This is a genomic window from Methylobacterium sp. Leaf111 (assembly GCF_001423285.1).
Classification (GTDB): domain Bacteria; phylum Pseudomonadota; class Alphaproteobacteria; order Rhizobiales; family Beijerinckiaceae; genus Methylobacterium.
On record NZ_LMNE01000013.1, the window covers coordinates 23,011 to 45,048 of the forward strand.

19 protein-coding genes are annotated in these 22,038 nt (G+C 71.5%); 7 read left to right on the forward strand and 12 right to left on the reverse strand.

The features are described 5' to 3' along the window. Positions 1-7 precede the first annotated feature (7 nt). Both ASF41_RS10675 and ASF41_RS10680 read right to left on the reverse strand, forming a co-directional pair. A complete protein-coding gene (locus tag ASF41_RS10675) occupies positions 8-1,021 on the reverse strand; it encodes a xanthine dehydrogenase family protein subunit M (RefSeq protein ID WP_056493093.1) in 1,014 nt (337 codons plus the stop codon). Further along, the gene (locus ASF41_RS10680) at positions 1,018-1,524 is read right to left on the reverse strand and encodes a (2Fe-2S)-binding protein (RefSeq protein ID WP_056218281.1); all 507 of its coding nucleotides are present in this window, start codon (positions 1,522-1,524) and stop codon (positions 1,018-1,020) included. Before ASF41_RS10680 ends, ASF41_RS10675 begins: the two co-directional genes overlap by 4 nt. A 326-nt stretch (positions 1,525-1,850) precedes the next feature. On the opposite strand from ASF41_RS10680, the gene ASF41_RS10685 reads away from it, so the two are divergent. The 5 genes from ASF41_RS10685 (at position 1,851) to ASF41_RS10705 (ending at position 9,081) form a co-directional block, all read left to right on the forward strand. Next, positions 1,851-3,245, forward strand: a complete 1,395-nt coding sequence (locus ASF41_RS10685; RefSeq protein WP_056276526.1) for a M20/M25/M40 family metallo-hydrolase — start codon at positions 1,851-1,853, stop codon at positions 3,243-3,245. Between the two features lie 325 nt (positions 3,246-3,570). Continuing rightward, positions 3,571-4,278, forward strand: coding sequence for a hypothetical protein (locus tag ASF41_RS10690; RefSeq protein ID WP_056218286.1), 708 nt, complete (start codon positions 3,571-3,573; stop codon positions 4,276-4,278). Further along, positions 4,275-6,179: a glycosyltransferase gene (locus ASF41_RS10695; protein ID WP_056493095.1), complete on the forward strand. Its 1,905-nt coding sequence runs from the start codon at positions 4,275-4,277 to the stop codon at positions 6,177-6,179. The genes ASF41_RS10690 and ASF41_RS10695 overlap by 4 nt, the downstream gene beginning before the upstream one ends. Next, complete coding sequence (locus ASF41_RS10700; RefSeq protein WP_056493097.1) at positions 6,176-8,230, forward strand: glycosyltransferase; 2,055 nt, start codon at positions 6,176-6,178, stop codon at positions 8,228-8,230. The genes ASF41_RS10695 and ASF41_RS10700 overlap by 4 nt, the downstream gene beginning before the upstream one ends. Further along, positions 8,227-9,081, forward strand: coding sequence for a hypothetical protein (locus tag ASF41_RS10705; protein ID WP_056276515.1), 855 nt, complete (start codon positions 8,227-8,229; stop codon positions 9,079-9,081). Before ASF41_RS10700 ends, ASF41_RS10705 begins: the two co-directional genes overlap by 4 nt. Positions 9,082-9,108: 27 nt before the next feature. On the opposite strand, the gene bioD is transcribed toward ASF41_RS10705, so the two are convergent. From bioD to ileS, 9 genes are all read right to left on the reverse strand, one after another. Then, the gene (gene bioD / locus ASF41_RS10710; RefSeq protein WP_056493099.1) at positions 9,109-9,807 is read right to left on the reverse strand and encodes a dethiobiotin synthase; all 699 of its coding nucleotides are present in this window, start codon (positions 9,805-9,807) and stop codon (positions 9,109-9,111) included. Then, on the reverse strand, positions 9,804-10,577 hold the full coding sequence (locus tag ASF41_RS10715; RefSeq protein WP_056176712.1) for a ferredoxin--NADP reductase: 774 nt from the start codon (positions 10,575-10,577) through the stop codon (positions 9,804-9,806). The genes bioD and ASF41_RS10715 overlap by 4 nt, the downstream gene beginning before the upstream one ends. A 146-nt stretch (positions 10,578-10,723) precedes the next feature. Next, entirely contained in the window at positions 10,724-11,659 is a 936-nt protein-coding gene (locus tag ASF41_RS10720; RefSeq protein ID WP_056381758.1) for a ring-cleaving dioxygenase, read from the reverse strand. Between the two features lie 103 nt (positions 11,660-11,762). Continuing rightward, positions 11,763-12,368, reverse strand: a complete 606-nt coding sequence (locus ASF41_RS10725) for a HupE/UreJ family protein (RefSeq protein ID WP_056493101.1) — start codon at positions 12,366-12,368, stop codon at positions 11,763-11,765. Between the two features lie 162 nt (positions 12,369-12,530). Next, positions 12,531-13,829 (reverse strand): pitrilysin family protein, encoded by a 1,299-nt coding sequence (locus ASF41_RS10730; RefSeq protein ID WP_056276504.1) that lies wholly within the window; start codon positions 13,827-13,829, stop codon positions 12,531-12,533. Positions 13,830-13,915: 86 nt separating this feature from the next. Next, positions 13,916-15,295 (reverse strand): pitrilysin family protein, encoded by a 1,380-nt coding sequence (locus ASF41_RS10735; RefSeq protein WP_056493103.1) that lies wholly within the window; start codon positions 15,293-15,295, stop codon positions 13,916-13,918. Between the two features lie 154 nt (positions 15,296-15,449). Beyond that, the gene (locus ASF41_RS10740) at positions 15,450-16,085 is read right to left on the reverse strand and encodes a hypothetical protein (protein ID WP_056218309.1); all 636 of its coding nucleotides are present in this window, start codon (positions 16,083-16,085) and stop codon (positions 15,450-15,452) included. Between the two features lie 208 nt (positions 16,086-16,293). Beyond that, positions 16,294-16,782: a signal peptidase II gene (gene lspA / locus ASF41_RS10745; RefSeq protein WP_056218313.1), complete on the reverse strand. Its 489-nt coding sequence runs from the start codon at positions 16,780-16,782 to the stop codon at positions 16,294-16,296. 87 nt (positions 16,783-16,869) lie between these two features. Beyond that, entirely contained in the window at positions 16,870-19,851 is a 2,982-nt protein-coding gene (gene ileS, locus ASF41_RS10750; protein WP_056493106.1) for an isoleucine--tRNA ligase, read from the reverse strand. Positions 19,852-20,256: 405 nt separating this feature from the next. Here ileS and ASF41_RS10755 point away from each other — a divergent pair, with 405 nt between their 5' ends. After that, entirely contained in the window at positions 20,257-20,523 is a 267-nt protein-coding gene (locus tag ASF41_RS10755) for a hypothetical protein (protein ID WP_056493109.1), read from the forward strand. Here ASF41_RS10755 and ASF41_RS10760 read toward each other — a convergent pair. Further along, on the reverse strand, positions 20,514-21,410 hold the full coding sequence (locus ASF41_RS10760) for a DMT family transporter (RefSeq protein WP_082504271.1): 897 nt from the start codon (positions 21,408-21,410) through the stop codon (positions 20,514-20,516). The genes ASF41_RS10755 and ASF41_RS10760 overlap by 10 nt on opposite strands. A 327-nt stretch (positions 21,411-21,737) precedes the next feature. On the opposite strand from ASF41_RS10760, the gene ASF41_RS10765 reads away from it, so the two are divergent. Then, positions 21,738-22,007, forward strand: a complete 270-nt coding sequence (locus tag ASF41_RS10765; RefSeq protein ID WP_056218327.1) for a hypothetical protein — start codon at positions 21,738-21,740, stop codon at positions 22,005-22,007. Positions 22,008-22,038: the final 31 nt, after the last annotated feature.

Consider the following 22,038-nt stretch of genomic DNA (forward strand, 5'->3'; position numbering starts at 1 on the left):
GGTTCCTTCAGGCGATGCGCTTGTCGGACTGAGACTGGGGCGTGCCGGCGGCGGCCTGGGTCAGGCCGCGGATGAGGGCGCGCCGCGCGAGTTCGATCTTGAAGCCGTTCTCGGATTGGGGGTGCGCCGCGGCGACCACGATATTGGCGGCGGCGGCGAAGGTCTCGTGGGTGGCCGGCTTGCCGACCAGGAAGGCTTCCGCCTGCGCGTCGCGCCAGGGCTTGTGCGCGACGCCGCCCAGGGCGAAGCGCGCGGTCTGGATGGTGTCGCCGTCGAGCTTGATCACCGCCGCCACCGAGACGAGGGCGAAGGCGTAGGAGAGCCGGTCGCGCAGCTTCAGGTAGGTGTGGTGGGCCCCGAATTCCTCGTCGGGCAGGTCGACCGAGAGCACGATCTCGTCGGCCGCGAGGGTGGTGTCCCGCTCGGGCGTGTCGCCCGGCAGGCGGTGGAAGTCGGCGAAGGGGATCGTGCGCTCGCCCCCCGGGCCGGCGACCCGGACCTTGGCCTCCAGGGCGGCGAGGGCCACGCACATGTCGGAGGGGTGGGTGGCGATGCAGGACGGGCTCGTCCCGAAGATGGCGTGGATGCGGTTGACCCCGCCGATGGCGGCGCAGCCGGTGCCGGGCTCGCGCTTGTTGCAGGGCGTGGCGTCGTCGTAGAAATAATAGCAGCGGGTGCGCTGCAGGAGGTTGCCGCCGGTGGTGGCGGCGTTGCGCAGCTGACCCGAGGCGCCGGCCAGGATCGCGCTCGACAGCAGCGGATAGCGCGCCTTGACCCGGTCGTCGTAGGCCACGGTCGCGTTCGTCACCAGGGCGCCGAGGCTGAGGCCCCCGTCGCGCTCCTCGATCCGGTCGAGGGGCAGCCGGGTGATGTCGACGAGGCGCTCGGGCCGCTCGACATTGTACTTCATCAGGTCGACGAGGTTGGTCCCGCCGGCGATGAAGCGGGCCTGGGCGCCGGAGGCGATGGCGCGCACCGCCTCGTCGACGGTGGTCGGGCGGACGTAATCGAAGCGGTTCATTTCGCGGCTCCCGCGTGCATCACGTCCTCGATGGCGTCGACGATGTTGGTGTAGGCGCCGCAGCGGCAGATGTTGCCGCTCATCGCCTCCCGGATCTCGTCCCGCGACTGGGCGTGCCCCTCGGAGAGCATGCCCACGGCCGAGCAGAGCTGGCCGGGCGTGCAGTAGCCGCACTGGAAGGCATCGTGCTCGACGAAGGCCGCCTGGAGCGGGTGCAGGCCCTCGGCGCCGGCCAGGCCCTCGACCGTGGTGATGCTGGCCCCGTCCTTCATCACCGCCAGCGTCAGGCAGGAATTGATGCGCGTGCCGTTCACCAGCACCGTGCAGGCGCCGCACTGGCCGTGGTCGCAGCCCTTCTTGGTGCCGGTGAGGTCGAGGTCCTCGCGCAGGAGGTCGAGGAGGGTGGTCCAGGGGGCGACCTGAAGCGTCCGGCTCTCGCCGTTGATTGTCAGGGTGATGCCGATGGTGTTCGCAGCATGGGAGGAGCCGCTTTCGATGAGCATGGCGGTATCCGTGGCTTGCGCGGCGCGTAAGGCGCGACGCCGCTGGTGTTCGAGGAAACTCGCAGGGGCGGCGGCGGGGAAAAAACATCCGCCCCGTCCCGGTCCACTCGATAACAGTTCCAAAAAGCTGGTGTTCCCGCCGGGGATCCTTGCGCCGGGTTCACGTTTGACGAGAGCACCACTGCGCCGGTCGGTTTCAGCCGAAGACGTCTGCCGTCCGATGGCGGGGGCCGTCGCTCGGTCGAGGTTGCTCGGTCGAGGTTGCTTGGCCCAGGCGCCATGGGCTAACCCGGGAGCCGCCGCCCGCCTTCGCTCAAGGACGCCCGATGATCGCGCTCGCCCCCGTTCTCAACGACATCGACCGCGACCTCGACAGCGCCCTGGAGCGGCTCTTCGCCTTCCTGCGCATCCCCTCGATCTCCACCGATCCGGCCTTCGCCCCCCAGTGCCGCGAGGCCGCGACCTGGCTCGCCGGCACCCTGACGGCCCTGGGCTTCGAGACCGGCATCCACGAGACCGCCCTGCACCCGGTGGTGCTGGCCCATAAGCCGAAGCCCGGCTTCCCGCACGTGCTGTTCTACGGGCATTACGACGTGCAGCCGGTGGACCCCCTGACCCTCTGGGAGACGCCCCCCTTCGAGCCGCGCCTCGCCACCGACGCCGCCGGGAAGCGGACGATCGTCGGGCGCGGCGCCTCGGACGACAAGGGCCAGGTGATGACCTTCGTGGAGGCCTGCCGGGCCCATCTGGCGATGGCGGGCGAGCTCCCCTGCGGCGTCACCATCCTGGTCGAGGGCGCCGAGGAGAACGGCTCTCAAGGGTTGCCCGAATGGGTCGCGGCCAACCGCGACAAGCTCGGCGCCGACATCGTGCTCGTCTGCGACACCAGCATGTGGAATCCGACCACCCCGGCCATCACCACCTCCCTGCGCGGGCTGGCCTATTTCGAGGTCAAGGTGACCTGCGCCGACCGCGACCTGCATTCGGGCTTCTTCGGCGGCGCCGCGCGCAACCCGATCCACGTCTTGTCCAGGATCATCGCCGACCTGCACGACGCCGACGGAAAGGTGGCGCTGCCGGGCTTCTACGAGGGCGTGCGCGAGACGCCGCAGGCGGTGCTCGACCAGTGGCGCGGCCTCGACTTCACGGCGGACACGTTCCTCGGGCCCATCGGCCTGTCGGAGCCGGCCGGCGAGCGCGGCCGCATGCTGATCGAGCTGGTCCAGTCCCGCCCGGCCTGCGACGTCAACGGCATCATCGGCGGCTATACCGGCGAGGGCACCAAGACCGTGATCGCCGGCCAGGCCAGCGCCAAGGTCTCGTTCCGCCTCGTCGACGACCAGGACCCGGAGCAGCTCGCCCGCACCTTCGAGGCCTTCGTGCGCGAACGCATCCCGGCCGACTGCTCGGTGGAGGTGATCTGCTACAAGGGCAGCCGCGCCATCAGCCTGCCCTTCGACATGCCCGAACTCGAGACCGCCCGCGCGGCCCTGGCCGAGGAATGGGGCGTGCCCGCCGTGACCATCGGCGCCGGCGGCTCGATCCCGATCGTGGGCGACTTCAAGCGCCTCCTCGACCGCAACACGCTGCTGATCGGCTTCGGCCTCGACGACGACCGCATCCACTCGCCCAACGAGAAGTACGACCTGACCAGCTTCCACAAGGGCACCCGCTCCTGGGCCCGCATCCTGGCGGCCTTCGGCGGGCAGCGGGCCGGCTGAGCGGCCCCGTCGTCGCCCGTGGCGCGCGGCCTCGCACCCCGGAGCTCGGGTCGATCCTCGTGGGGACGCGCGTGACGCCGAGCCATCGACGACCGGGGCGAGACGCGAGGCGGCTCCCTCGCCGGGAAGGAGCGGGTTGGGGTGAGGTGTGTGCCCTTTCCGGACTGCGCACCCACCTCCCCCTGTCCCTCTCCCGACCGGCGTGGGGACCCGCGCAGCCCACGCCCCTGGCCGGCCGGCGAGCCCTGGCCGGGCGGGGAGGATCGGGTGACCGTCGACCGTTCGAAATCCGCGGACGCACGCTCCGCTCGAATCCCCAGGCCGCATGACCGCCACCCCTGCCCCTCCCAGTCCCAGCGCGGCTCGCCTGTTCGCGGCGGGCCAGGGCGTGCTCGTCTGCCGCTACCCGGTCGCCACCGACCTGCCGATCCCCCTCGCGGTCCTGGCGCCGGCCGGTCTCGGCCTGCTCACCTGGGCCTTCACCGGCTTCGGCGGCCCCGAGCCCGATCCCGCCGGGCTCCTCGTCCTGCATGACGGGCAGGCGGCCCTGACGGAGGGCGGCACCCTGACCCTGGAGACGCATTTTCGCGATGCGGCGATCGCCTGTCCGAAACCCCGGCCCGTGGCGGAGCTGGAACGGCCCGAGCGCGCCGCCCTCGGGGAGGCGGTGCTGGCGGCCGTGATGCCGGACACCCTCGATGCCCTGGCGACGCTGTTTCCGCTGCTGGCCCCCGCCGTCGCGGAGGGTCCGATGCCCGAGACGGCGCCCCGCCTCGCCCTCGCGGGCGACGATGCGCGCCGGGCCACGCTCTCGGGCTCCACGGTGCCGAACTACCTGCTGCTGCGGGCCGGCAGCACCTGGAGCTGCGCCCGGGTGGCGACGGCCGAGCTCCGCTTCGGCCCGGCCCCCGCGATCGACCTCACCCTGGCGCCGGCCTGGGGCAACCCCCGCGGGGCGACCGTCGAGACCGCGTTCCTCCTCGGCCCCGGCACCGTCACGCCCGCCCGCCTCCGCCGCGAGGCCGGACGATGAGCGGCCCCGCGATCCTCGTGGTGGCGCCGATGCCAGCGTTTCCGACCAGCGCCGGCAACCGGCGCCGGCTGCTCACCACCTGCGCCGCCCTGCAGCGCGGCGGCTACGCGGTCGACCTCGCCTATTACGCCCACGAGGACCAGATCTATCGCCGCTTCGGGCAGCACCCGCCCACCGACGAGGCCGCGGCGGCGGGCCTGTTCCGGCACATCTTCCGGATCGAGCCGCCGGCGACCATCCCGCTCACCACCCGGTCGCGGTGCTTCGCCATCGACGACTGGTGCCCCGAGGCGGTCGGCGCCTTCGTCGCCTGGTACGGACGGGCCTACCCTGAGACCCGTGCGATCCTGATGAACTACGTGTTCCTGTCGCGGGCGCTGGAGGCGGCGCCGCCGGGCGTGCTCAGGCTCATCGACACCCACGACCGCTTCGCCGACCGGCAGCAGCAATACCGTCCGTTCCGGGCCGAGCCGAACTTCTTCTACACCGACCGGGCGGGCGAGGCGGCGGGCCTCGCCCGGGCCGACATCGTGCTGGCGATCCAGTCCGAGGAAGCGGCCTATTTCCGGACGATCACCGATCGCCGGGTTCACCTGCTGCCGCCGCGCTTTGCCACCCGCCGGCCCTTCGCGGCCCCGGCCCGGGTCAAGCGGATCGGCTTCCTCGGCCACGGCAACGATCCGAACCTGGTCTCGATCCGGCGCTTCGCCGCGGCCTGGAGCGAGGACTGGACCCCGGCCCGTCCCGAACTCGTCATCGCGGGCGAGATCAGCAACAGCCTCGGCCCGACCGCAGGGCCCGGCGTGCGGCTCGCTGGCTACCTGCCCGAGCTGGAGGACTTCTACGACGGCGTCGACCTCGTGGTGGCGCCGATCCTCATGGGCAGCGGCCTGAAGATGAAGGTCGCCGAGGCCCTGTCCTTCGGCAAGCCCGTCATCGGCACCGCCCTCGGCTTCGAGGGCTTCGACCCCGTGGCGCCGGCCCACCGCCTGCCCACCGCCGAGGCGGTGAAGGCCGAGGTGCTCGCGCTAGCCGACGACGCGGCAGGCCTCGCCGCCCTCACCCGCGCCTGCGCGGATCTCTTTGCCGGCTACAACGCCCGCGCCGAGCAGGCCGAAACTGCTTTGCTGGCAATGCTCTCTGTTTCCGATGGGAAACCATCTGAGGCTGCCGCATCGGTCGCCCCCGCCACCGCGAACGATTCCGATCGGGTGGTCACGTTCCTCGAGGGCGGACGTCTCAACCGCGAGACCTCCCTTCGGTCCGACCTGCGCGACGATCCCGAACGCGGCCTCCTGGTCGCCACCGAGCGCGTCGCCCCGCCCGGCGCCGATCCCTACACCCCCGCCCGCCGGCGCTGGTTCGCCAGGGCGGAGGAGGGCAAGACCGAGCGCAGACAGGACGAGGCCGGATCACCGGACGCCGGTTTGGCCGGGCTCCGGCTCGCCCTCTCGCCGGAATGGGTCCGCGACCGGCGCCTGCCCCCTCCCCTCCGGGCGGACCTCGCGGTGCAGCTGGCGGATGTCGCGGCGGACTGGGAAGCCCAGGCGGTCCGCGTCGGCACCGCCGGAGACGGGACGACCCTGGCCCTGACGCTGCCGCGTCACCTCGCATTCGGCACGCATCCCCACGCCGCCTTCCGGATCGGCACGCCGACGCGCGAGATCACGCTCGGACGTGTCACCCCTCTGAATACCAGCCGGATTCCGATGTATTCCAGTGCGTATATCAGCGCGTATACCAGCGCCCGCGCGGACCTCCCGGGCGCGCCGGCGGCCGTGACCTTCGCGGGGCTGGGAGCAGGCCCGGAGGCCTCCACGATCCTGTTCCTGCACGACGACCTCATCGGCCGCATCACGGTCCTGCCCGACCCCGTCCCGAGCCCGGAGCCCCTTCCATGATGGCGGCCCCCGACATCCTCGACGCTCCGGCGGGCCGAAAGGCGGCCCTGGTCGAGGCCGCCCTGATCTGGAATGCGTTGTTTCTCAACGACATCCGCATCGCGTTCCGGCCGGAAGCCGCGCCCGTGATCTCGGTCGTGATCGTCTCGCGCGGGGCCCGGCACCTGCTGGCCTGGACCCTGGCGAAGCTCGCCGGGCACCAGGCCTTCGCCGGCCCCGCCTTCGAGGTGATCCTGGTCGACAACGCCTCCGATGCCGAGACCCGGACGCTCTTCGACCGGGTCGACGGCGCCCGGATCCTGCTCAATTCGGAGAACGCCGGCTTCGGCCCCGCCTGCAACCAGGGGGCCGCCGAGGCCCGCGGCCGCTACGTGCTGTTCCTGAATCCCGACATCGACCTGATGCCCGGCGCCCTGGCGGCCATGGTCCGCACCTTCGCGGAGGCCGACGACGTCGGCATCGTCGGCGGGCGGCTGGTCTTCCCCGGGGGTATCCTGCAGGAGGCCGGGGCCGGCTTCCAGGACGACCCGCAGCTCACCCATCCGGCCGGCCGCGGCGGCCTCGATCCCTTCGCGCCGGAGGCCTCCTACGTCCGCGACGCGGGCTACGTCTCCGGAGCCCTGCTGATGATCGAGGCCCGGCTGTTCACCGAGCTCGGCGGCTTCGACGACCTGTTCGCACCGGCCTATTTCGAGGACACCGACCTCTGCGCCCGCTGCCAGCAGGCGGGGCGGCGGGTCGTCTACCAGCCGCGTGCGATCGCGATCCACGTGGAGAGCGGCACCAGCGTCCGGCGCGCCGACGTCGAGGCGCTCCTCGACCGCAACCGGGTCCGCTTCCGCGAGCGGCACGGTGCCTGGCTCTTCGGGCAGGGGCCGCGGCGCACGGGCTTCGGGCCCCGCGACGACGCGCCCTTCGCCCTGCGCGTCCTCTACGTCGACGACCGCGCCCCCCATCAGAATCTCGGGGCCGGGCTGCCGCGGGCCAACACCATCGTCAACGCGATGGCGGATCTCGGCTACGCCGTGACGGTGTGCTCGGTCTACGGCGAGCGCGAGGAGCCGGCGACGACCTATCGGGATCTCTCGGACCGGATCGAAGTCATCGAGCCCTGCGGGCGGGAGGGCTTCCGCCGCCTCGTCACCGAGCGGGCCGGTGCCTACGACGTGCTCTGGGTCAGCCGGCCGCCGCACATCCGCATGGTGTGCGAGGTCCTGGCGGATCTGGGCCTGAGCCCGCGGGATGTGGGCCGCGCCCGCGTGGTGTTCGATTCCGAATCCCTCTACGCCCTGCGCGAGTTCGTCGTCGACGCCCTCAAAGGCCGGCCGTCGCCGGGGCCGTCCCTTGCCCGGGCGACCGCCCTGGAGCTCCGGACGATCGCGGCGGCCGACCGGGTGGTCTGCGTCTCCCCGGCCGACGCGCGCCTTCTGCGCCGGGCCGGGGTCGCCGATCCGGTGGTCCTCGGCCACGTCCAGGCGCCCCATCCGAACCCGCCCGGATTCGCCGCCCGCCGGGGTTTCGTCTTCATCGGGTCCCTCGCCCGCGAGGGGGAGCCGAACATCGATTCGCTCGACTGGTTCTTCGGGCAGGCCTGGGACTTCCTGCGGGCGCTCCTGCCGGACGCCCACGTCACCATCATCGGTGCGGTCGCGCCCTCCATCGCCGAGCGGCTGACCCGGCCCGGCGTCACCGTGCTCGGCCGCCTCGACGAGATCGGCCCGGCCCTGGATGCCGCCCGCGTCGCCCTCGCGCCGGCGCGCTTCGCCGCCGGCCTTCCGCACAAGGTGCTGGAGACCGTAGCGCGCGGCCTGCCGAGCGTCGTCACCCCCGTCCTGGCCGGGCAGATGGGCTGGCCCGACGGCATCGGATACCAGGTCCACGACTGGCACGATCCCCGGGGCTTCGCCGAGACGCTGGCGCATCTCCACGCGGACGCGGCGGCGTGGACGCAGGTGCAGTGCGCCGGCCTCGCCCAGGTCGGCCGCGACGAGGACCCCGCGGCCTACCGCGCCGTCCTGCGCCAGGTGTGCGAGGCGCCGACCTTCCCATGACACGCAGCCCGACGTTCCACGCCGTCCGCCTCGCCACGCCCCTGATCCGCCGGGTGATCCTCGGCCGCGTGCCCCGCCTGTTCGATGCGGCCTATTACCGGGCGACCAACCCGGACGTGGCCCGCTCCGGCATCGACCCATTCCTGCACTACGTCTGGCGCGGCGCCGCTCAGGACCGCGATCCCAGCGCCGATTTCGACACCGCTTTCTACAAGCGCCAGAGCGGCCCGACGCGCCTCGACCCGGTGCGGCACTACCTGCGGGCGGGGGCGAAGGCCGGCCTCGACCCGAATCCCGCCTTCAGCACCCTGATGTACGTGGCCCGCTACCCCGATGTCGGGCTGGCCGGGGTCAACCCCCTGGTGCATTACCGCCAGGACGGGCGGGCGGAGGGCCGCGTCACCGCCCCGTCCGCCTCGCAGCCGGAGGAATGGGTGCCCTTCCAGGGGGTCCGCGAGGCCCATCGCTGGACCTATCCGGCCCAAGCCTCGCCCCGCTTCGCCCTGACCCTGCGGCGTGACGTGCCGGTCTCGGCCTGCCCCAGCTTCCTGCCCCGGCTCTGCCTCGTGCTGACCCTCGACGGAAGCGAGATCGACGGCCTGGTCCAGAGCTTCGACGCCTTCCCGGGCTCGGCCGCCGACGCGCTCACCCTCGCGGTCGATACCACCCTGCGCCCCCATCCGCCCCGCCCCACCCTGGTCCTCGCCCTGGAACAGTGCTTCCACGGGCCGGGCCCCGGGGGCGCGGTGCTGCTGCGCTACGCGGAGGCGCGGATCTGGGACGTGCTGCTGGAGCGCCCGCACGTGCTGCGGCTCTGCCCGGCCGGCGCGCTCGCGCTTCGGGTGCTGTGAGGCGCCCCCGGTGCGCGGGACGGGCGTTCAGGCGGCGGAGACCGGGCGCACCAGATCGGCGAGGTCAACCGGGCAGTCCCCGTCGCGGGCGATGACGATCACCGGGAGGGACTGGTGCCGGGCGATCGCCGCCGCCACGACCTCGGGCGGAGTCGGCGCGTCCGGGCTGGCGCAGACGACGATCCCGATCAGGGGGACGCCGTGCGCGTGCAGGGTCTCGGCCGCCGTAAGGGCATGGCTGATCGCCCCGAGATAGGAGCCGGAGACGAGGAGCGCCGGCAGTCGGAGCGCCGTGAGCCAGTCGAGGCCGGTCGCCTCCCCCGTCACCGGGCTCATGACGCCGCCGACCCCCTCGATCAGCAGGGTGCCGCCGGGCGGCGTCGCGGCGATCGCGGCCCGGCACCAGCCGACGAGGTCGTCGAGGGCCAGGGTCCGGCCCTCGCGGGCGGCGGCGAGATCGGGGCTCAGGGGGGCGACGAAGCGCCAGGGCGAGCAGGCGGCGACCGTCTCCGGCGTCACGGCCAGGCCCTGCGCCGCGAGAAGCCGCCCGGTGTCGCTCCGCGCGAAGTCCGCGGCATCGAGGGGCGGGACCCCGCTCGCCAGGGGCTTGAGGGTCCGCACGTCGCGGCCCAGGGCGCGCAGCCGCCGCGTCAGGGCGGCGGTGACGTAGGTCTTGCCGATCTCTGTCCCGGCGCCGGCGATGAAGACGGCGCGCGTGCCGCTCACTTCTCGACGAAGGCCTTCTCGATGACGTAGTGCCCGGCCTCGCCGTGGTTGCCCTCCTCGTAGCCGCCATCGGTCAGCAGCTGGCGAGTGTCCCGGATCATGTCGGGCGAGCCGCAGAGCATGAAGCGGTCGTTCTCCACCGACATCGGCGGCAGGCCGATATCCTCGAACAGCTTGCCCGAGGTCATCAGGTCGGTGATGCGGCCACGGTTGCGGAAAGGCTCGCGGGTCACGGTCGGGTAGTAGATCAGCCCGGCGCTGATCACCTCGCCGAGGAACTCGTGGTTCGGCAGGTCCTGGGTGATGGTCTCGCCGTAGGCGAGCTCCTGCACCTGCCGGCAGCCATGGACGAGGACGACCTTCTCGAAACGCTCGTAGGTCTCCGGGTCCTTGATGATCGACATGAAGGGCGCAAGGCCCGTGCCGGTGCCGAGGAGGTAGAGGTTCTTGCCCGGCATCAAATTGTCGAGCACCAGGGTGCCGGTGGGCTTCTTGCCGACGATGATCGGGTCGCCGACCTTGAGGTGCTGCAGCTTCGAGGTGAGCGGGCCGTTCGGGACCTTGATCGAGAAGAATTCCAGCTCCTCCTCGTAATTGGCCGAGACGACGCTGTAGGCGCGCAGGAGCGGCCGGCCCTCGACCTCGAGGCCCATCATCACGAACTCGCCGTTGCGAAAGCGGAAAGCGGGATCGCGGGTGGTGCGGAAGGAGAACAGCGTGTCGGTCCAGTGGTGGACGCTCAGCACACGCTCCTCGTTGAACTTGCTCATCGACGGTCCGTCTCGAATTTCGCTCGAATCTCGAAGCTTTGCGTGGCGTCTTCTCGCACCTGCGGTAGGCCCGTCAAGGCGGCGCGCTTACGCAGTCGCACGTCGGCACAGTGGCTTGGAATCGTTCTTAATTCTGCCGCGGCGCGTCAGAGCGGCTTCAGGCCGGCCTCGATCTCGACGCGGCGGGGTTCGAGGAAGGGCGGCAGGGCGAGGCGCTCGCCCAGGGTCTCCATGGGCTCGTCGGTGGCGAAGCCCGGCCCGTCGGTGGCGATCTCGAACAGGATTCCGTTGGGTTCGCGGAAGTACAGGCTGCGGAAATAGTAGCGGTCCACCGGGCCACTGGAGGGCATGCGGCGCTGTTTGAGCCGGTCGGCCCAGGCGGCGTAGTCGGTGTCCGGGATGCGGAAGGCGACGTGGTGGACGGCCCCGGCGCCCTGACGCGCAGAGGGGAGGTTCGGCTCGGCCACGAGATGGAGTTCGGCGGCGGGGCCACCCGCGCCCATGCGATAGACGCGGACCTCGCCCTCGGGAAGCTCATAGTTACGGTCGTGATTCAGGCCGAGGATCTCGGTGAGCACGGCCTCGGTCCGCTCGATCTGCGCCACGCTGAGCCGGATCGGCCCGAGGCCGCGAATCTGGTGCTCGCCTGGCACGGGACTCCGCGCCCAGGGATGGGCCTCGCCGACGCCGCCGTCATCCACCAGCATCAGGCGCTGGCCCTCGCCATCCTCGAAATCGAGGGTCAGGCGCCCGTCGCGCTCCACCGGCACGGCGTGGTTCACGCCCTGCCGGGCGAGATGCTCGCGCCACCACCCGATCGCGTCTGCGCCGGAGACGCGCAGGCCGGTGCGGCTGATGCTGTCGGTGCCGCGTCGCTCCGGCGGCGCAGGCCAGTCGAAGAACGTGATGTCGGTGCCGGGCGAGGCGCGGCCGTCGGCATAGAACAGGTGATAGGCCGAGACGTCGTCCTGGTTCACCGTCTTCTTCACCAATCGGAGGCCGAGGACCCGTGTGTAGAAGGCGAGATTGTCGGCCGCCTGCGCGGTGATGGCGGTGAGATGGTGGATTCCAGTGAGTTGCATCGGCGGATCCCTGAGCGGCGGGCTGACCTGTCGGATGGGGCGACCGACCCGAAAACGAAACGGCCCCCGGGAGGGGGCCGTTCGACGACGTCGGAGAGGGCGCTCAGACGGCGCCGGCGAGAAGGCCGAGGCCCGCAACCGCGAGGGCCGCACCGGTCACCCGCAGGGCGGTGAGACTCTGCACGAGCCGTCCGGCCGAGAGGCCGAGACCGAGGCCCACCGCGTGCAAGAGGGCGGTCGCCCCGAGGAAGCCGAGACCGTAGGCGAGGCCCGAGCCGGTCTCCGGCATCTCGGCGCCGTGGGCATGGCCATGGAACACCGCGAAGGCGCCCACGAGGGCCATGGCGGCGGCGAGCGGCAGGGCCGGGCGCAGGGCCAGGGCGGCGCCGAGCACCACCACCGAGAGGGCGATCCCGATCTCGACGAAGGGCAGCCCGATGCTGGCGACCCCGAGGGCGCCGCCGACGGCCATCATGCCGAGGAAGGACAGGGGGACGAGGACGCGGGCGCGTCCGCCGATGCGGGCCGCGATCAGACCCACCGCCACCATGGCGAGGACGTGGTCGAGGCCGCTGAGGGGATGGAGGAAGCCCTGCGTCAAGCCGGCGGCGGGCTCGTGGCCGGGATGGGCCAGGGCCGGCGTCGCGGCGAGGCCCATCGCCGTCACAAGGGCGAGGCGGGCCGGCAGGGAGGCGAGGCGTGATGTCATCCGGACTGTCCCGAGCTTGAAAACCAGCGGTGCAGCATCGTCGCCGCCTTGGCCGAAACTAGCAACCGCCGTGCCCGCGTACAGTCCCTAGCGACCGCAGCCGGGCGCGGCGGTTCGTCCACGGGCCCCGGAAACCCGGACGCCCCGAACGTTCGTGATCCGTCAGAAGTCCGTGGGACGGCCGGCGGCGACCACCAGCATCTTCCCGTCCGCGAAGGTACGGGCCCCGGCGCGGCGGATGTCGGCCTGGGTCACGTTGGCCACGAGATCGTTGCGACGGGCGATGTAGTCCATGCCCAGGCCCTCGAAGGCAATCTGCACGAGCTGGTGCGCGATCTTGGTCGAGGTGTCGAAGCCCAGCGCGTAGGAGCCGGTCAGGTAGTCCTTGGCCTTCTGCAGCTCCTCGTCCGAGGGGCCGTCCGTGATGAGGCGGCCGATCTCCTCGCCGATCACCGACAGGGCCTCACCGACGCGCTCGTTCTTGGTGGCGGTGTAGCCCCAGGTCATCGAGGCGGCGCGGTGGCTGACGAGGGACGTGCCCACCGAATAGGCGAGGCCGCGCTTCTCGCGCACCTCCTGGAACAGGCGGGAGGTGAAGGAGCCGCCGCCCAGGATGTGATTCAGGACATAGGCCGGGATGAAGTCGGGATCGCACCACGGCACGCCGTTCATGCCGAAGCGGATCACGGATTGCGGCACGTCGAGATCGACTACGTGGCGCGCGCCGATGTTCTGCATGCGGGTCTGGGGCACCGCCTTGAGAGGGGCAGCCATCTCGAGCCGGCCGAACGCCCGGTCAAGGCTCTCCGCCAGGCGCGCGGCGTCGATGGCGCCCACCGCGGCGACCTTGACGGCCCCGCGGCCGATGATCTGGCGATGCATCGTCACGAGATCGTCGCGGGTGATCGCCGCGATGCTCTCGGGCGTGCCGGAGGACGGACGGGCATAGGGATGCCCGGCATAGGCCTCGGCGAAGAAGCGGCGCGAGGCCATCACGCCCGGATCGTTCTGCTGATAGCGCAGGCCGGCCAGGGTCTGGGCCCGGACCCGCTCGATGGCGTCGGGATCGAGGCGGGGCTTGGCCAGGGCCAGGGCCAGGAGGTCGATCGCCTCGTCGGCGTGCTTGACCAGCATCTTGAGGGAGCCGCCCAGCGCGTCGGAGCCGGCATGGAAGGAGAGCTCGATGGCCCGGGCCGCGAGGCGCTCCTGGAACGCGTCGGAGGAAAGGTCGCCGGCCCCCTCGTCGAGGAGGCGGGCGAGCATCTGGGCCACGCCGGCCTTGCCCTCGGGATCCTGCGCCGCGCCGCCCTCGAAGGTGAAGGCGAGGGCGATCAGCGGCACCACCGGGGATTCGACGTGCCACGCCTCGATTCCGGGGGCCGCCGCGACAGGAACCGCCTGGGTCGGCGAGGTCGCGGAGCGGGTGGCGGAGTCGAGCAGGTCGGTGGTGGCCACGTTCATGGGAACCTCATGCTGTGTGCGGGGCGCGGCGGCGGGCGCCGCGGCCTCCCGAATGGTGTGGCCCGGCCGGGGGCCGGGATCGGCCGTCAGGCCGCGTCGGCCTCGCGGGCCTTGGTCAGGTAGCCGGTGACGGAGCGGGAGGGGGTCAGGTAGCGCTCGGCCACGGCCACGAGCCGCGCCTTCGTCACCCCCTCGATGTCGGAGGGCCAGCGACGGACCTCCTCGATGCTCTCGCCGATGGCCAGCGCCGAGCCGTAGATGCGGGCGAGGGAAGACTGGCTGTCGGAGGAATAGACCGTCTCGGCCACGAGGCGGGTCTTGGCCCGCTCGATCGCCTCGGGCTCCAGGGCCTCGGAGGGGACGCGGCGCAGGACGCGGTCGACCTCCTCCTCCAGCTTCTCCAGACTGACGCCCTCGGCGGGGATCGCGTAGACGGAGAAGCGGGTGTCGTCGATGGCCGAGCCCATGTACCAGGCGCCGGCATTCACGGCGACACCAAGCTCCATCACCAGCTTGCGGTAGAGGTAGGAGGTGGAGCCGCCGCCCATGACTTCGGCCAGCAGTTCGAGGGCGTGGCACTCGCCGTCCCGCGCGGTGATGCAGGAGGGAGCGAGGTAGAGCCGCTGCAGGGTCGGCTGCTCGACCTTGGGGTCGGCCACGGCGAGGCGGCGGAGCGCCCGGGGCTCCGGCTCCTTGGCGCGGATGCGCACGGGCCGGGCGCCCTGCGGGGTGACGCGGCCGTAGGTGTCGTCGGCCATGCGGCGGACGTCGTCCGGGGTCACGTCGCCCGCCACCACCAGGATGGCGTTCTCCGGCGTGTAGAAGCGCTTGTAGTAGTCGAGGGCGTGGGTGCGGTTCAGCTCCTCGATCTCGTGCATCCAGCCAATGATCGGCGTGCCGTAGGGGTGATGCACGAACAGGGAGGCGGCCATCGCCTCGGAGAGCTGTGCCGAGGGGTCGGTCTCGACCCGCATGCGGCGCTCTTCCAGCACCACGTCGCGCTCGGGCGCCACCACGGCGTCGTCGAGGACGAGGCCGGTCATGCGGTCGGCCTCGAACTCCATCATGGTCTGGAGGTGATCGCGGGCGACGCGCTGGAAATAGGCGGTGTAGTCGTAGGAGGTGAAGGCGTTCTCCTGGCCGCCGAGGCCCGAGACGGCCTTCGAGAAGGCGCCGATCGGGTGCCGCTCCGTGCCCTTGAACATCAGGTGCTCGAGGAAGTGGGCGATGCCCGACTGGCCGAGCGGATCATCGGCCGAGCCGTTGCGGTACCACACCATGTGGGTGACGACCGGGGCGCGGTGATCGGGCACGACCACGACGTCGAGGCCGTTGTCGAGGGCGAAGGCACTGACCTCGGGGCCGCCCGCCTCGGAGCGCCCGAAGGGCGCGGCTTCGGCCCGGCCCGCGCTGGCATGGCCGCGCGAGGGTCCGAAGAGGGGCATGTCCTTCCTGAACAGGTGCATCGAAGCTCTTCCTTCCGCGGTCGGCCGCTTGCGAGGGCCATCCGTCATGTTGGCGTTGCGCCGACTCCGCGCCACGGGGGTGCGTCGGAGGGGCAGGAAACGGGTCCTCGTGCGGTGACCCGCCGCGCCTGCGGCACCGGGCCGGACCCGGGGTTCAGTTCGCGGAGCGCGCGCGCACGTAGGCGCCCGGATCGGACTCCTCACGCTCGCGATACGGGTTGTTCACGGGGTCGCCGTTGGTCTTGGCGACCTTGCGGGGCGGCTTGCGGTAGCCGGTGGGCGGATCGGTGAGGACGTCGCGGTCCGGCTCGACCTGCGAAGGCTCCGCGACCTCGGCGGAGCGCAGGCCGAAGGGGTTCGACCAGAAGGAGTTGCGATCGTCGTTCTCGCCCTCGGGCCGGCCCGGCTCGGTGCGCGCCTGGGCGCCCGCACGGCGTCCGCCGCGCATCTCGTCGATGGAGAGCGTCATGTTGTTGTCGTTCATCCGGCCCTGGGCGCCGCGGACGATCGGCTTCCGGGCCTCCTCGCGCTCGCGCTCGCGCTGGACGACCTCGGGATCCTTCGGCCACTGGGCCGAGGCTTCCGGCTGGCGCGGCGGCGGCAGGGACTTGCCGTCGAGCTTGGGCGGCATCACCAGGGGGGCCCGCTCGCGGTAGGTGATCGCGGGCTTCTCGGGCTCGATCAGGCCGATGCTGCTGAGCGTGTCGCGCATGAACACGCCCTGCTGCGCCTGCGCGCTCCCGGCGGTCAGAATGCCCGCCACCACCAGCAAAGCCCGATGTCCGATCATGCTATCCCCGCTCTCCGCCCGGTTGTGGGTCCCGGTTCCCCGAGCCCGGATGATCGCCTTGTGCCACGATCCTGATCCGACCTTCTCGGCCTGATCCCGGTTTCAGGCGATCGTATGGCGCCTTGACCGCAGTGCACCAGCCTCGCCGGCACAACGATCCCGGCTGTGGTTTACGGATCACAGGTCGGGCGGAAATGACGGCGGAGCCTCAGAGCTCGGACCCGGTGCTCCGGGGGGCCGGCCGCAGGCTGTCGAGGATGAGGCCGACGACGCCGGCGACGATGGCCGCATCGGCGATGTTGAAGACGTACCAGGACCAGCTGCGCCAGTGCAGGTGCACGAAGTCGAACACCGCGCCGTAGGCCGCGCGGTCGATGGCGTTGCCGAGGGCGCCGCCCGCGACGAGCCCGAGGGCCACCGCCAGCAGGCGCGATTCCGCCCGCCGCATCCAGAGCGACAGGCCCAGCGCCGCGAGGCAGGACACGCCCACCAGCACCCAGCGGCCGAGGCCGCCCTCCTGCTGGAACATCCCGTAGGAGACGCCCCGGTTCCACACCACGAGGAACTCGGCGAAGGGCGCGATCCGCCAGGGCTGCGTCAGCACCAGGTCGGTACCGAGATAGAGCCAGAGCTTCGAGGCCTGGTCGACGACCAGGGTGACGAGCAGCGCGACGAGGCCCAGGCGGAAGGGGGTCATGGGGGAGAGGGGGTCATCGGGGAGGACGTCACGCGGGAAGACGGGGCCTCCCCCCGGGATGGGGGACGGCGAGGGGCGGCATCCGCGTCACGCGGCGTTCGTGCCGGCATGCGCCGCATCCCACTCGCGCAGGGCGCGGGCGTCGCGGGGCGTCACGTCGGGATAGTCCGGGTCGCTGCCGACCTCGGGCGCGACCCGCCAGGAGCGGGCGCATTTGCGGCCCTCGGCCAGGGCCGGCACCACGGCGACGCCCCGAACGTCGTCGAGGCGGAACGCCTCGGCCGGGCCTTCGCCCGCCGCGATGCGGAGGGCGGAGGTGATGCAGACATCGGCGAAGTCGACGCCCTCCACCACCGTCCGCAGCTCCGCATCCGCGATATGGACGGTGGGGGCCGCCTCCAGGCTCGCCCCGATGCGCTTGGCCGTCCGCTCGATCTCCAGGGCGCCGGTGACGACCCGGCGCACCCGGCGGATCGCCTGCCAACGGGCCGCGAGGGCTTCGTCCCGCCAGGCGGCCGGCGTCTCCGGCAGCGTCTGCAGGTGGACGGAGCCGGCCTCCGACGGGTAGCGGTCGAGCCAGGCTTCCTCCGCCGTGAAGGCCAGCACCGGCGCGAGCCAGATCGTGACCCGGCGAAAGGTCTCGTCGATGACCTGGAGGGCGGCGCGGCGCACGGGCGAGGAGGCCGGGTCGCAGTAGAGCACGTCCTTGCGCACGTCGAAGTAGAAGGCCGAGAGGTCGCCGGTCATGAAGCCGTTGAGGAGCGCCACGACCCGCTTGGTGTCGAAGGCGGCGTAGGCCTCGCGGATCTCACCGTCGAGCTCGGACAGCCGGTGCCGGATCAGGCGCTCGAGCTCGGGCAGTTCGGCGTGGGCGATCTCGGTGCCGGGCTCGAAATGCGCTAGCGACCCGAGCATCCAGCGGACCGAGTTGCGCAGCTTGCGGTAGGTCTCCGCGAAGGTCTTGATGATCTCCGGGCCGATGCGCAGGTCGTCCGCGTAATCGGAGGCCGCCACCCACAGGCGCAGGATGTCGGCGCCGGAATCCTTGATGACGTTCTGCGGCGCGACGACGTTGCCCTTCGACTTCGACATCTTCAGGCCCTTCGGGTCGAGGACGAACCCGTGGGTCAGGACGATGTCGTAGGGGGCGCGACCGCGCGTGCCGGCGGATTCGAGCAGGGACGACTGGAACCAGCCGCGATGCTGGTCCGATCCTTCCAGGTACATCACCGTGTCGGCGCCGCCGTCGCGCTTGCGCTTGACGCCGGACAGGCCCGGGAACTGCTCGGGATCGTCGAGCACGAAGGCGTGGGTCGAGCCGGAATCGAACCAGACGTCGAGCACGTCCGTGACCTTTTCGTAGTCCGCCGGATCGTGGTCGGGGGCGAGGAAGCGGGCGCCGTCCGCATCGGTGAACCAGGCATCCGCGCCCTCCGCCTGGAAGGCCGCCGCGATGCGGGCATTCACCGCCGCGTCGCGAAGCACCTCGTGGGTGCCGCGCTTGGCGAAAACCGTGATCGGGACGCCCCAGGCGCGCTGGCGTGACACCACCCAGTCGGGCCGGCTGCCGACCATGCCGTTGATCCGGTTCTTGCCCTGTGGCGGTACCCACTGGGTCTCTTCGATGGATCGCAGGGCGACATCGCGCAGGGTGCGGCCGTCCAAGGACCCGACCGGCTTGTCCATCGCGATGAACCATTGCGGCGTATTGCGGAAGATGACCGGTTTCTTCGAGCGCCAGGAATGCGGGTAGCTGTGCTTGAGCGTGCCGCGCGCCACCAGGGTGCCGGCCTCCAGCAGGGCGGCGATGACCGCCTTGTTGGCGTCGCCCTTCTCGCCCTTGTGGTTAAGAACGAGTTTTCCCGTGAAACCGGGGGCCTCCTCGGTGAGCGCCCCGTCGGCGTCCACCGTGTAGGGGATGCGGGTCTCGATGCCGCGCTGGGCGAGCGCCCGGCCGTTGGCCATCCAGACCTCGAAATCCTCGCGGCCATGGCCCGGCGCCGTGTGGACGAAGCCGGTGCCCGCCTCGTCGGTGACGTGCTCGCCCTCGAGGAGCGGGACGGCGAAGTCGTAGCCGGGCATGTGGCCGGCCAGCGGATGGCTCAGGGTCAGGGCGGCGAGTTCGTCCGGGGCGACGTCGCGCAGGCGCTCGAAGGCCTCGACCCTGGCGCTGGCGAAGACCGAGGCGGTCAGGGCATCGGCGAGGACGTAGCGATCGCCGACCTTCGCCCAGTTGTCGTCGGCCGCCGCCGTGACCCGGTAGAGACCGTAGGCGACCTTGCGCGAATAGGCGACGGCGCGGTTGCCCGGCATGGTCCAGGGCGTCGTGGTCCAGATCACCACCCGGGCCTCGGCGAGATCCGGGCCCGCGCCCGCAATGGGCCGGAACGCGGCGAAGATCGTGTCGCTGACGTGGTCCTCGTACTCGACCTCGGCCTCGGCCAGGGCGGTCTTCTCCACCACCGACCACATCACCGGCTTCGAGCCGCGATAGAGCTGGCCCGTCATGGCGAAGGTCATGAGCTCGCGGGCGATCGCGGCCTCGGCCGGGAACGACATGGTGACGTAGGGGTGGTCCCAGTCGCCGGTGACGCCGAGGCGCTTGAACTCCCCGCGCTGCACGTCGAGCCAATGGGCGGCGAAGGTCCGGCATTCCTGGCGGAACTCGATGACCGGCACGTCGTCCTTGTTGCGGCCCTTGGCGCGGTACTGCTCCTCGATCTTCCACTCGATGGGCAGGCCGTGGCAGTCCCAGCCCGGCACGTAGTTGGCGTCGTAGCCGAGGGTGCCCTGCGCGCGGACGATGACGTCCTTCAGGATCTTGTTCAGCGCCGTGCCGATGTGGATGTTGCCGTTGGCGTAGGGGGGGCCGTCATGCAGCACGAATTTCGGCCGGCCGGCCGCCTGCGCGCGGATCTGCCCGTAGAGGTCGGTGGCGGCCCAGCGCTCCAGCAGCAGGGGCTCGCGCACCGGCAGGCCGGCCCGCATCGGGAAGTCGGTCTGGGGCAGGAACAGGGTCTTCGAGTAGTCGCGGGCGGGGGCCGCAGCGGGAGAGGTCTGGTCGCTCATGGGCTGTCTGTGAGGTCTTCGGCGCGGATCGGCGTTGAGGCGGTCGGTGGGCAGAACTGCCCCCGGGGCCGGCGGACTGGAGGCGAGGCGTCGCCCTCCCGGCCTTCGCATCGGACCGCCGCAGCGGCCCTCAGGCGCAGGCCGGGCTCATAATTCGAGGCCGGGGGGCGCTCGGCACGCCGCGCCGCCCGCGTGGATCACCATCAACGCACATTCGGCGGCTTCTAGCAGCGGTACAGGCGCGAGACCAGCGAGCTTTCCGACGCCGGCATGCCGGACCAACTTTCGTGGGGACCTTCTTTCAAGCTCGGCCGTTGTCCCTCACGCGTTCGGGCGCCGTCCGGCTTCGGCCGGGGACCAGATCCGAGGGGTGACCGAGACGCGGCGTCATTGGGAGACACGACCATGAGAAAAGCTCTGCTCGCCGCCAGCCTCGTCCTGTCCGCCTTCGCCCTGTCGAGCGCGGCCGAAGCGCAGGGCCTGCCGGGCGGCATCCGCCGTGGCGCAGCCGAGGGCGACCGGGTCGCCGGTCCGGTGGGCGGCATCGTCGGCGGCGCCGTCGGCGGCGCGGTGGGAACCGTGAACGGGGCGCTCGGCATCGATCCGGGCCGTCGCGCCTACCGCACCCGCATGAAGTCCCGCCGCCACTCCCATCACCGCCGTCACCGCTGAGGCGATGCGGGATCCCGCGGGGCGCACGCGCCGTCCGGCCGGCGCCGCCCCCGGGATTCCAAGGCCTTGGACTCCTGGGCCAGGAGATAGAGCCCGGACCCGATCACGATGGACGCGCCGATCAGCGTCCATCGGTTCGGCACGTCGCCGAAGATCAGGTAGCCCAGCATCAACGACCAGAGCAGCTGGGTGTAGATGAAGGGGGCCAGCACGTTGGCCGGCGCCCGGGCATGGGCCAGGACCAGCAGCCAATGCCCGAGGGTGCCGAACAGCCCGACCCCGATCAGCAGCGCCCAGGTGCTCCACGCCGTCGGCGTGGTCCAGATCCAGGGCAGGAGCGGGCTCATCAGCGCGAGTCCGGCCAGTCCCGAATAGAACACCGTCGTGGCCGTCGAATCGACGCTCGCGAGCTTGCGAGTGGTCAGCACGTAGAACGCGTAGCACAGCATGTTGCCGATGCTCAGGAGCACGGCGGGCTGGAAGGCGCCGACGCCCGGACGCACGATGACGAGGACGCCGAGGAAGCCGATCGCCACCGCCACCAGGCGGCGCGGCGACGACCATTCGCCCAGCACCGGCCCCGCGAGCAGCGCCACCATCAGGGGCGTCGCGAACTGGATCGACAGGGTCTCGGCGAGCTGGAGCTGGCGCAGGGCCAGGAAGTTGAGGGCCGTCGACCCGAACAGCAGCAGCGAGCGCAGGACCTGGAGCGCGAGCCGGTTCGTCCGCGCCACCCCGGGCGTCCGGACCGGATTGAGGACCACCAGCACCAGCGCGACGTTCACCGCGTAGCGCATGAAGGTCGAGAGCAGTGGATCGACGCCCAGGCCCGCCAGGGTCTTGGCCGAGGCGTCGAGGCAGGCGAAGAACGCCAGCGTGCCGCACATCAGTGCGATGCCGGCCAGGCGCCGGTTCGTGGGCGCGCCGCCCTCTGGTGGTGACCTCAACGACGTGATCCCGATCCGCGACGGCGTTTCGCCTGGTATGAACGGCGCGACGGGCAAGCCTTAATGCAGGTGGGGGGCAGAGCACACCTGCGTGGGGATCGGGTTCGCCACGGCGTTGAAGCATCGCTGGCCGACGCGGCACCGCCCGGTTCGGAACCGGATGGCGACCGTCGGTTGCGGCCGCGCCGGCGAGTCGCGTCGCCTGCACGAATTCTTATCGATGTCCGTCCATCCTCGCGGCCGAACGTCTTTGGCGGAGGGCCATCCATGACGCGGACCATACCGTTGCTGGCCACATTTGGGCTGGTCTGCCTGATGGTTCTCCCCGCTCCGGGAATCCTGGGCCTCATGATCGGCCTCGGCTGCGCGATCACCATCGTGATCTGCGCGGCGGTCTGGCTGTTCGACCGGGCCGCCACCCGCCTGGCCCTCGTCCTGGAGCGGACCGGCGAGCGCCTGTTCCGGCGTCGGCGGGCCGTGCATGCGGGCTCCGGCATGATGCGCAAGGCGAAGGCCCCGAAGGCCGGACCGCTCTAGGAGATCGATGCGGGGGACGCCGGATCCGGAG